Origin of the sequence: Streptococcus oralis (genome assembly GCF_019929345.1) — a bacterium.
Taxonomy (GTDB): domain Bacteria; phylum Bacillota; class Bacilli; order Lactobacillales; family Streptococcaceae; genus Streptococcus.
This window is the reverse complement of sequence record NZ_JAHZPJ010000018.1, coordinates 1-9988: the sequence shown is the minus strand read 5'-3', so window position 1 is coordinate 9988 and position 9988 is coordinate 1. Positions and strand designations below refer to the sequence as shown.

The 9988-nt window shown below is 40.2% G+C and carries 7 protein-coding genes and 1 pseudogene; 6 read left to right on the top strand and 2 right to left on the bottom strand.

Annotation, left to right across the window (positions count from 1 at the left end; genetic code table 11):
• Positions 1 to 520: 520 nt before the first annotated feature.
• The 5 genes from K1I97_RS09770 (at position 521) to metK (ending at position 8338) form a co-directional block, all read left to right on the top strand.
• The gene (locus tag K1I97_RS09770) at positions 521 to 2707 is read left to right on the top strand and encodes a PTS transporter subunit IIBC (RefSeq protein WP_223332314.1); all 2187 of its coding nucleotides are present in this window, start codon (positions 521 to 523) and stop codon (positions 2705 to 2707) included.
• Positions 2708 to 2758: 51 nt separating this feature from the next.
• Positions 2759 to 3577: an endonuclease/exonuclease/phosphatase family protein gene (locus tag K1I97_RS09765; protein ID WP_223332313.1), complete on the top strand. Its 819-nt coding sequence runs from the start codon at positions 2759 to 2761 to the stop codon at positions 3575 to 3577.
• Between the two features lie 128 nt (positions 3578 to 3705).
• Entirely contained in the window at positions 3706 to 5049 is a 1344-nt protein-coding gene (locus K1I97_RS09760; protein ID WP_223332312.1) for a DEAD/DEAH box helicase, read from the top strand.
• 241 nt (positions 5050 to 5290) lie between these two features.
• Positions 5291 to 6670 (top strand): VWA domain-containing protein, encoded by a 1380-nt coding sequence (locus K1I97_RS09755; protein WP_223332311.1) that lies wholly within the window; start codon positions 5291 to 5293, stop codon positions 6668 to 6670.
• A 477-nt stretch (positions 6671 to 7147) separates the two neighbouring features.
• The gene (gene metK / locus K1I97_RS09750) at positions 7148 to 8338 is read left to right on the top strand and encodes a methionine adenosyltransferase (RefSeq protein WP_223332310.1); all 1191 of its coding nucleotides are present in this window, start codon (positions 7148 to 7150) and stop codon (positions 8336 to 8338) included.
• Between the two features lie 70 nt (positions 8339 to 8408).
• Here metK and K1I97_RS09745 read toward each other — a convergent pair whose 3' ends face one another.
• Together K1I97_RS09745 and K1I97_RS09740 are read right to left on the bottom strand one after the other, a co-directional pair.
• Entirely contained in the window at positions 8409 to 8708 is a 300-nt protein-coding gene (locus K1I97_RS09745; protein ID WP_223332309.1) for a DUF1827 family protein, read from the bottom strand.
• A gap of 58 nt (positions 8709 to 8766) precedes the next feature.
• Entirely contained in the window at positions 8767 to 9219 is a 453-nt protein-coding gene (locus K1I97_RS09740) for an NUDIX hydrolase (protein ID WP_223332308.1), read from the bottom strand.
• Positions 9220 to 9395: 176 nt separating this feature from the next.
• On the opposite strand from K1I97_RS09740, the pseudogene K1I97_RS09735 reads away from it, so the two are divergent.
• A pseudogene (locus tag K1I97_RS09735) lies at positions 9396 to 9911 on the top strand (helix-turn-helix transcriptional regulator); the annotation flags it as partial.
• Between the last annotated feature and the right edge of the window lie 77 nt (positions 9912 to 9988).

Sequence of the window (9988 nt, the reverse complement as noted above, 5' to 3'; positions counted from 1 at the left end):
TTATTAATATGTTGTTCTTAGTTGGAGGAAAGCCCTCTCAACTCGACAACTATATTATACAACAGGCAGGACCTCCTGTCAACTGAAATAAGGGTAGAATTGGTAAAAAATTGAGCTGATTTGTTAGGTGAAATGTGGGTGCTTCTTTCAGAGCCTAGAAAGGTTTTTATCTACAGTTTCTCTAGTCAACTCAACAGAAGCAGTAGTTGGTTGCATGATGGAAATCGGTATCAATTGAAGAGTTATCGAGAAATCATTCTTAGTGGAAAATAGAAGTTGAGAAATTTAGCACAATTGAAAAATTTTGAAAGTTCTATAATGAAGTTAGCCACCCAGCCTACCTAAAAATGTAATGCCTTAACTAGCTTATAGTTAGCTCCGCTAACTGAAAAATTTAATAGAAATAGACAATTTTTTTATAAAAGCCTTTACAAAAAAAATAAAAGTGGTATAATTAATACATAACTAAGTGCAAACGTTTTCGTAAAACGTTTGCCTAAATAAAATTAAGGAGATTTGAATGATGAAAGCTACATTCAAAAATGTCTTGTCTTTCGAGTTTTGGCAGAAATTCGGTAAGGCTCTAATGGTGGTTATCGCCGTTATGCCAGCGGCGGGATTGATGATCTCAATCGGTAAATCAATCGTGATGATCGACCCAAATCTTGCTCCTCTAGTGATTACAGGTGGAATCCTTGAGCAAATTGGTTGGGGGGTTATTGGTAACCTTCATATCTTGTTTGCCCTAGCTATTGGGGGAAGCTGGGCTAAAGAACGTGCAGGTGGTGCTTTTGCAGCCGGACTTGCCTTTATCTTGATTAACCGCATCACAGGTACTATCTTTGGAGTTACGGGTGATATGTTGAAAAACCCTGAAGCAATGGTTACCACTTTCTTTGGTGGTTCAATCAAGGTTGCTGATTACTTTATCAGCGTTCTTGAGGCACCAGCGCTTAACATGGGTGTTTTCGTAGGGATTATCTCAGGTTTTGTCGGAGCAACAGCTTATAACAAATACTACAACTTCCGTAAACTTCCTGATGCCCTTTCATTCTTCAATGGTAAACGTTTTGTACCATTCGTCGTTATTCTTCGTTCAACTATCGCAGCGCTTGCGCTTGCTGCCTTTTGGCCAGTAGTTCAAACAGGTATCAATAGCTTTGGTATTTGGATTGCCAACTCACAAGAAACTGCACCAATTCTAGCACCATTCTTGTATGGTACTTTGGAGCGTTTGCTCTTGCCATTTGGTCTTCACCACATGTTGACAATCCCAATGAACTATACAGCTCTTGGTGGAACATATGAAATCCTTACTGGTGCAGCAAAAGGAACACAAGTATTTGGTCAAGATCCGCTTTGGCTTGCTTGGGTAACAGACCTTGTTAATCTTAAAGGTTCAAATGCTGACCAATACCAACACATCCTTTCAGCTTTCACACCAGCTCGTTTCAAAGTTGGTCAAATGATTGGTTCATTCGGTATCTTGATGGGTATCATCGTTGCTATCTACCGTAATGTTGATGCAGACAAGAAACACCAATACAAGGGTATGATGATTGCGACAGCCCTTGCAACATTCTTGACAGGGGTTACTGAACCTATCGAGTATATGTTCATGTTCATCGCAACACCTCTTTACCTTGTTTATGCAGTAGTTCAAGGTGCTGCCTTTGCTATGGCAGATATCGTTCACCTTCGTGTGCACTCATTCGGTTCAATTGAATTCTTGACTCGTACACCGCTAGCAATTAATGCTGGTATTGGTATGGATATCGTTAACTTTATCTGGGTAACTGTCCTCTTTGCGGTTATCATGTACTTCATTGCCAACTTCATGATCAAGAAATTCAACTACGCAACTCCAGGACGTAACGGAAACTACGAAAATGCTGAGGGCGCTTCAGAAGATGCAACTCCAGGAGAACCAAAAGTTGCAGTAGCTTCTCAAGCAGTAAATATCATTAACCTTCTTGGTGGTCGTGCAAATATCGTAGATGTGGATGCATGTATGACTCGTCTTCGTGTAACTGTTAAAGATGCAGATCGCGTTGGTACTGAAGAACAATGGAAAGCAGAGGGAGCTATGGGTCTTGTCATGAAGGGACAAGGTGTCCAAGCTATCTACGGACCAAAAGCTGACGTATTGAAATCTGATATCCAAGATATCCTTGACTCAGGTGAAGTAATTCCTGAAACTCTTCCAAGCCAAATGACAGAAGCTCAACAAAATACTGTACATTACAAAGGTGTAACTGAGGATGTTTACTCAGTAGCTGATGGTCAAGTCATTGCCTTGGAACAAGTGAAAGACCCAGTTTTTGCTCAAAAAATGATGGGTGATGGTTTTGCGGTAGAACCAGCCAATGGAAATATCGTATCTCCAGTTACAGGTACTGTATCAAGTATCTTCCCAACAAAACACGCTCTTGGTCTTGTGACTGAAGCAGGTCTTGAAGTGCTTGTTCACATCGGTTTGGATACTGTAAGCCTTGAAGGTAAACCATTCACAGTTCACGTTTCTGAAGGACAAAAGGTTGCTGCTGGTGATCTTCTTGTCACAGCTGACCTGGATGCTATCCGTGCAGCAGGTCGTGAAACTTCAACAGTGGTTGTCTTCACAAATGGAGATGTTCTCAAATCTGTTAAATTAGAACAAACTGGTTCTCTTGCAGCTAAAACAGCAGTTGCTAAAGTAGAATTGTAATATACTTGAGGTTGGAAGCTGTTTTCCAACCTCTTGTTTTAGGAGAAAAGCATGAAATTTTTAACACTCAATACTCACAGTTGGATGGAGAAGGAAGCAGAGGAAAAATTCCAAATCTTACTCCAAGACATTCTTGATAAGGATTATGATTTGATTTGTTTCCAAGAAATCAATCAAGAAATAACTTCGCCAGAGGTAGAGGTTAACAATCGCTATCAAGCTTTACCATCAGCAGAACCCATTCATCAGGATCACTATGTCCGACTCCTGGTCGAAAAATTGGCTGAGAAAGGGAAAACATACTACTGGACTTGGGCTTACAATCATGTTGGCTATGACCGCTACCATGAAGGTGTAGCAATCTTATCCAAAACACCTATTAAGGCGCGTGAGATTTTAGTATCAGATGTAGATGATCCAACGGACTACCATACTCGTCGCGTTGCCTTGGCTGAGACAGAGGTTGAAGGTAAGGAACTTGCTCTTGCAAGCGTTCATCTCTCTTGGTGGGATAAAGGTTTCCAGGAAGAATGGGCGCGATTTGAGGCTGTGCTGAAGGATTTGAATAAACCTCTGATTTTGGCAGGTGATTTCAATAACCCAGCTGGTCAGGAAGGTTATCAAGCGATTTTAACTAGCCCATTAGGATTACAAGACGCATTTGAAGTTGCGAAAGAAAGAAGTGGTAGCTATACCGTTCCACCAGAAATTGATGGTTGGAAAGGCAATACTGAACCACTACGAATTGACTACGTATTTACAACCAAAGAGTTAGAAGTAGAGAGTTTACAAGTAGTTTTTGATGGTCAAAATAGCCCACAAGTCAGTGATCACTATGGTTTGAATGCTATATTGACCTGGAAAGAATGAAAGAGGTTGGAATCAGAGATTCCAACCTTTTAAGCTACTTGAATCTTTACTACAGGACTGAGACTCAAATGGGGCTACTGCAATAGGACAAAATATGGTATAATTGAAAGGATAGAATCGAGGATAGTATGTCATTTAAGAAATTTCAATTTAAAAATTATATAGTAGAAGCCTTGGAGGAGTTGAAATTCGTAACTCCTACAGAGGTACAAGAAAAATTAATCCCTATTGTACTGGCAGGTCGTGACTTGGTAGGCGAATCGAAAACAGGTTCAGGAAAGACTCATACTTTCTTATTACCCATTTTCCAGCAATTAGATGAAGCTAGCGATAGTGTGCAAGCGGTTATTACTGCACCAAGTCGTGAGTTAGCCACTCAAATCTACCAAGCAGCTCGTCAGATTGCAGCTCACTCAGATATCGAAGTTCGTGTGGTTAATTATGTGGGTGGTACGGATAAGGCGCGTCAGATTGAAAAACTTGCCAGCAACCAACCCCATATTGTTATTGGGACTCCAGGGCGTATCTATGACTTGGTCAAATCTGGTGATTTGGCTATTCACAAGGCTAAGGCTTTTGTTGTTGATGAAGCCGATATGACCTTAGATATGGGATTCTTGGAAACCGTTGATAAGATTGCAGGAAGCCTTCCAAAAGATTTGCAATTCATGGTCTTTTCGGCGACCATTCCACAAAAGTTACAACCGTTCTTGAAAAAATACTTGTCAAATCCTGTCATGGAGAAAATCAAGACCAAGACAGTCATCTCAGATACGATTGATAATTGGTTGATTTCGACCAAGGGCCGTGACAAGAATGCTCAGATTTACCAGCTGACTCAGTTGATGCAGCCTTATTTGGCAATGATTTTTGTTAACACAAAGACGCGTGCTGATGAGTTACATGCCTACTTGACTGCTCAAGGATTGAAGGTAGCAAAGATTCATGGAGATATTGCTCCTCGTGAACGCAAGCGGATTATGAACCAGGTGAAAAATCTGGATTTTGAGTACATTGTTGCAACAGACTTGGCAGCGCGTGGAATTGACATTGAAGGGGTCAGCCATGTTATCAATGATGCCATTCCGCAAGATTTGTCCTTCTTTGTTCACCGTGTTGGACGTACTGGACGCAATGGTCTACCTGGTACGGCTATTACCCTTTACCAGCCAAGTGATGACTCGGATATCCGTGAGTTGGAGAAATTAGGGATCAAGTTTACTCCTAAGATGGTCAAAGACGGAGAGTTTCAAGATACCTATGACCGTGATCGTCGTGCCAATCGTGAAAAGAAGCAGGATAAGCTTGATATTGAAATGATTGGCTTGGTTAAAAAGAAAAAGAAAAAAGTCAAACCTGGCTATAAGAAGAAGATTCAATGGGCGGTGGATGAAAAACGCCGCAAAACCAAGCGTGCTGAAAATCGCGCACGTGGGCGTGCAGAGCGTAAAGCAAAACGCCAAACATTTTAAAAACTCAGTAGAATCACCTGATTCTACTGAGTTTTTATTTCCGGAAATATTCAAAGGAGATAATAATTATATATTTTAAATAATTTGATTTATAAAACAGTAATTGCTTTAAAACTTTTTTTAGACCAATATTTTATTGAAATCGTAAGGAAAAAAATTGAAAACTATACAAATTTGTGTTATCATACTATGAAACAATCGGATTATATCATTTGATCCGTGAAAAGAAAAGGGGACTTCTATGGATAAATCATTTATGAAACAACAACGTTTTTCATTCCGTAAAATGAAAGTTGGGTTGGCTTCTGTAGCAATTTTGTTTGCTTTTGCTCAGGTCGGACAAGTTTCTGCAGATGAAACAACAAAACCGGCATCTACTTCAACTGAAACAGTAAAGAAAACTGAAGCAAGTAAATCGGCAGTCGAAACTGCTGTAGCAGAAATCAAAGCTGACGAGGCAAAACCAGTCGTTAACAAATCAGATGCAAAACCTGGAGAACTTGTTGATGTTTCTAAGAAGGTTTCACCTATTGACGTGAAAGAACGCCAAGAAGGTGATCAAAAGATTCATGAAGAAACTGCAACAGTCGAAGTTACAAAGACAGAAGTGGCTCCTGTAAAAAGCGAAGAACTTCCTGCTCCAAAGACTGAAACAACTGAGAGTACAGTGAGCGGCAAAGATGAAGATGGAAATTCTTATACCCAATATGAACGTGTTGATAAAACAACTACAGTCGAAATCAAGAAAGCGACAAGAACGATTTCAAAATCTAACTCTGCCGATATCGTTTTTGTTGTTGACCGTTCAGCATCTATGTCTCGAACTATTGACACTGTCCGTAACAATATCAATGAGTTTGCAAGAAATCTTGCCAAAGATGGAGTAGTAGCACGTTTTGGATTAGCTACCTTTAGTGATGAAGTATATGGACGTGAAAGAGGAAAAGCAGATGAGGGTACAATTTTAACAAAATTTAATGAATCTTATTTTACCTCTGACCCAGCTGAGCTTGAAAAAGCCTTAGCAGGTATTAAGCTTGCAAATGGTGGAGACTTCGCTGAAACATCTACACCTGCTCTTACACAAATTGTTTCAACCTACGACTGGTCTAAGTCACCTAAAAATAAAAAGTTTGTCGTATTGTTGACAGATGCTCCAATGAAGGAGGATCCTTCAATTCCAACGATGGCGAATACTCTTGCGTCTTTGAAAGCCGCAAAGATCGAAAGAATTGTTGCAACTTCGACAGGGACCGATATTAGCTATAAAGATTTTGTATCTGAAGGTCGATTAATGAATATTGATCGTAACTTGGTTGATTCTTTAACTAAGGATGCAACTACATGGATTGTTGAAACTGTGACTGAAGGACACAATTACAAGGTAACGAAAGATAATTACCAATTTTACCTAGAACGTCGTACAACACTACCTATTGCTCAGACAGGAAGTGCGACTCCAACTACCACAGTTCCAGTAGCTACAGCTTATAAAAAAGAAGTGGCGAAACTCCCTGATACAGGAAGTAATGATACAGCGAACTATGGTATTGTGGGACTTGGCCTCCTAATGGCTGGACTTGGCTTAACTGTAAGCAATAGAAAGTCTAAGGAACAGTAAGCCTAACTGGAAGATTGTTTGTTAAAACATTGTGAGGAAAAAGCAGACAAAAAATAGGTAGTTTGTAAACGAAGTATGCAGATAAGTATAGGTATGATCTTCTGTATTATGGTATACAAGCCAAATTTTTATGCCGAGAAAAGAGCCGTAAGGTTCTTTTTTTGATTTAGAGAAAATACTGCAAAAAAAAAGTAAAAAGTGGTATAATGATAAGGTTATATAGTCCCGATAAGGTGGTCGGTATTCATTATTAGTAGTTTTCCTATCAGTACTTTGTAACTCGCAAAGAATGACGGCTCCAAAGTCGCTCGTCCTTCTACGGTTGCCGCTATAACGCGGTCACCCTATGCGCCTTACTAGCTTCAGAAATAAAAAAACATCGTTTTTATTTCTTTCGCGTCGTAACTCTTAGACGATAGAAATACCTATCAGTACTTTGTAACTCTATAACAATATTTTTTAAGGGGGGACATTTTTATGTCAGAACGTAAATTATTCACGTCTGAATCTGTATCTGAGGGGCATCCGGATAAGATTGCAGACCAAATTTCAGATGCGATTTTGGATGCTATTTTAGCCAAGGATCCAGAAGCGCACGTTGCTGCTGAGACAGCTGTATATACTGGTTCTGTCCATGTTTTTGGTGAAATTTCTACAAATGCTTATGTGGATATCAACCGCGTGGTTCGTGATACCATTGCAGAGATTGGTTATACCAATACAGAGTATGGTTTTTCTGCTGAGACGGTGGGAGTTCATCCGTCACTTGTTGAGCAGTCACCAGATATCGCCCAAGGGGTCAACGAAGCCTTGGAGGTTCGTGGAAATGCAGATCAAGATCCACTTGACTTGATAGGAGCTGGTGACCAGGGTCTCATGTTTGGATTTGCAGTGGATGAGACAGAAGAACTCATGCCATTGCCAATTTCACTCAGCCACAAACTAGTTCGTCGCTTGGCAGAACTTCGTAAGTCTGGTGAAATCAGCTATCTTCGCCCAGACGCAAAATCACAAGTTACAGTTGAGTATGATGAAAATGATCGTCCGGTACGTGTGGACACAGTCGTTATTTCAACTCAGCACGATCCAGAAGTTAGCAATGAACAAATCCACGAAGATGTGATTAGCAAGGTCATCAAAGAGGTTATTCCAGCCTCTTACTTGGATGAACAGACAAAATTCTTCATCAATCCAACTGGTCGCTTCGTAATCGGTGGACCTCAAGGGGACTCAGGCTTGACTGGTCGTAAGATTATCGTGGATACCTATGGTGGCTACTCTCGTCATGGTGGTGGTGCCTTCTCTGGTAAGGATGCGACTAAAGTGGACCGTTCAGCCTCTTATGCGGCTCGCTACATTGCCAAGAATATCGTTGCTGCAGGTTTGGCTAAGAAGGCAGAAGTGCAATTGGCCTACGCTATCGGGGTAGCGCAACCTGTTTCTGTTCGTATCGATACTTTTGGTACAGGAACAGTAGCTGAAAGCAAGCTTGAAAAAGCAGCGCGTCAAATCTTTGACCTTCGCCCTGCAGGAATTATCCAAATGCTGGACCTCAAACGGCCAATTTACCGTCAAACAGCGGCTTATGGACACATGGGACGTACAGATATTGACCTTCCTTGGGAACGTTTGGACAAGGTAGATGCTTTAAAAGAAGCAGTGAAATAAAATTAAAAGATTGGTAGTTGTGCACTACCAATCTTTTTTGCAAAAGAAAACCAGCTTTTGGCTGGTCTTCTTATTTTATAGGGATTGAAATCTCAATCAATTTATCCGAATAGAGAGTCTTGATATTGGCTTCATCAATGCTTCCTTTGTCGATTTTACGTTTCAAGAAGAAGTCTTGGATGGTTTCGATTTCGGATTCACGAATAGCTCGGTGTTTGTTGGAAATGAGGATCTCATAGTGAAGCGGGGCTTGTGTGAAAACCACGTCTGTGTTTCCAGCAGAATAGACTTCGACAAGAGTTGCGTCAGTACTTTCTAATTGGCTTTTAACAAGTTGCGAGTGTGAATTAGTCGTGTTGATAAGCTTCATAACAGTTCCTCCGATTTTCTAACTCTATTATAGCACTTTTTGGATAAAATCGTGTAATTTAGTCAATGCCATGCTGGATTTTCCAAGCTTCTATTCCCCATTTATGGCTACCACGTTTGAGTTTTTCAATTGCTTTATCAATAGGAAACCAAGCAATATGATTAAAATCTTCCAATGGTTTTTGTACTTCTTGGAAAGAAGTAGCTTCATAGAGATAAGCTGGGTTGTAGTAGTAGGTATCACGGTGGCGAGAGTAGAAATACTCATCAGCTTGTCCATAATAGGTTCCGATTTCAGCTGTAAAGCCAAGTTCTTCGATTAGTTCTCTCTTCAGTGCTCCTTGATGATCTTCGCCCGCTTCAATCTCTCCACCTGGCAAGAACCAAGCACCATTGGGAGCTTGGACTAAGACAATTTGTTTTTTCTCCGTATCCGGAATAACTGCGTAAACTCCATAGCGGGACTGGTAGGTTACATTCTCTTTTTTTTCACCAAAAGTTGGGTTTACCATTGCATTTTCCTCATTCTCTAGTATCTTTATTATTATCATAATGGACGAGGGGCAAGCTGTCAAGAATAAACCAACGAACTTGTGCAGAAAAAGCTACTTTGTCTTGATCAATACTTGTCTAGTTAAATTTTCCAACCCTCGCACTATAACTGGTATAATAAAAGAGAGGTGATTTTATGGCAGAATCAAGACTATTTCGTATCCTATATCTACTTTTAGAAAAAGGCAGTACAACGGCTTCTGAATTAGCCCGATTATTTGAAGTATCTGTACGAACGATTTATCGCGATATTGAGCGATTGAGTATGGCAGGGATTCCTCTTTATTCGATACCTGGGAAGGCGGGCGGAATCTTTTTAATGAAAGACTTTGTTCTGGATCGTACTCTCGTATCGGAGGATGAAAAATTAGAACTTCTGTCAGCTTTGCAAGGGATTCAATCCCTGACCGATGATAGGCAAGATCTGTTACTTGAAAAGTTGGAATCTATTTTTCAAGTTTCTACCAGTCCTTGGATAGAAGTAGACTTGACTGACTGGAGAAAGCGAGAAGGTCAAAAAGAATTATTTGATAACATTAAACATGCTATTCTAGAGAAAAGGCAACTGGTGATTACTTATCTAGGTGGGTGTGGTCAGAAAACGATTCGTACAGTCGAGCCCTTTAGACTCGTATTTAAAAAGAGAGATTGGTTGAACTGCACCCCAAAAGTTAGACAGAAAAAATCTAACTTTTGGGGTGTTTTATTATGAAATTGAGTTATGAAGAT

Bases quoted from the DNA above. Each gene is read 5' to 3' on its own strand.
- K1I97_RS09770 (WP_223332314.1), top strand. From the start codon at position 521: ATGATGAAAGCTACATTCAAAAATGTCTTGTCTTTCGAGTTTTGGCAG.
- K1I97_RS09765 (WP_223332313.1), top strand. From the start codon at position 2,759: ATGAAATTTTTAACACTCAATACTCACAGTTGGATGGAGAAGGAAGCA.
- K1I97_RS09760 (WP_223332312.1), top strand. From the start codon at position 3,706: ATGTCATTTAAGAAATTTCAATTTAAAAATTATATAGTAGAAGCCTTG.
- K1I97_RS09755 (WP_223332311.1), top strand. From the start codon at position 5,291: ATGGATAAATCATTTATGAAACAACAACGTTTTTCATTCCGTAAAATG.
- metK (WP_223332310.1), top strand. From the start codon at position 7,148: ATGTCAGAACGTAAATTATTCACGTCTGAATCTGTATCTGAGGGGCAT.
- K1I97_RS09745 (WP_223332309.1), bottom strand. From the start codon at position 8,708: ATGAAGCTTATCAACACGACTAATTCACACTCGCAACTTGTTAAAAGC.
- K1I97_RS09740 (WP_223332308.1), bottom strand. From the start codon at position 9,219: ATGGTAAACCCAACTTTTGGTGAAAAAAAAGAGAATGTAACCTACCAG.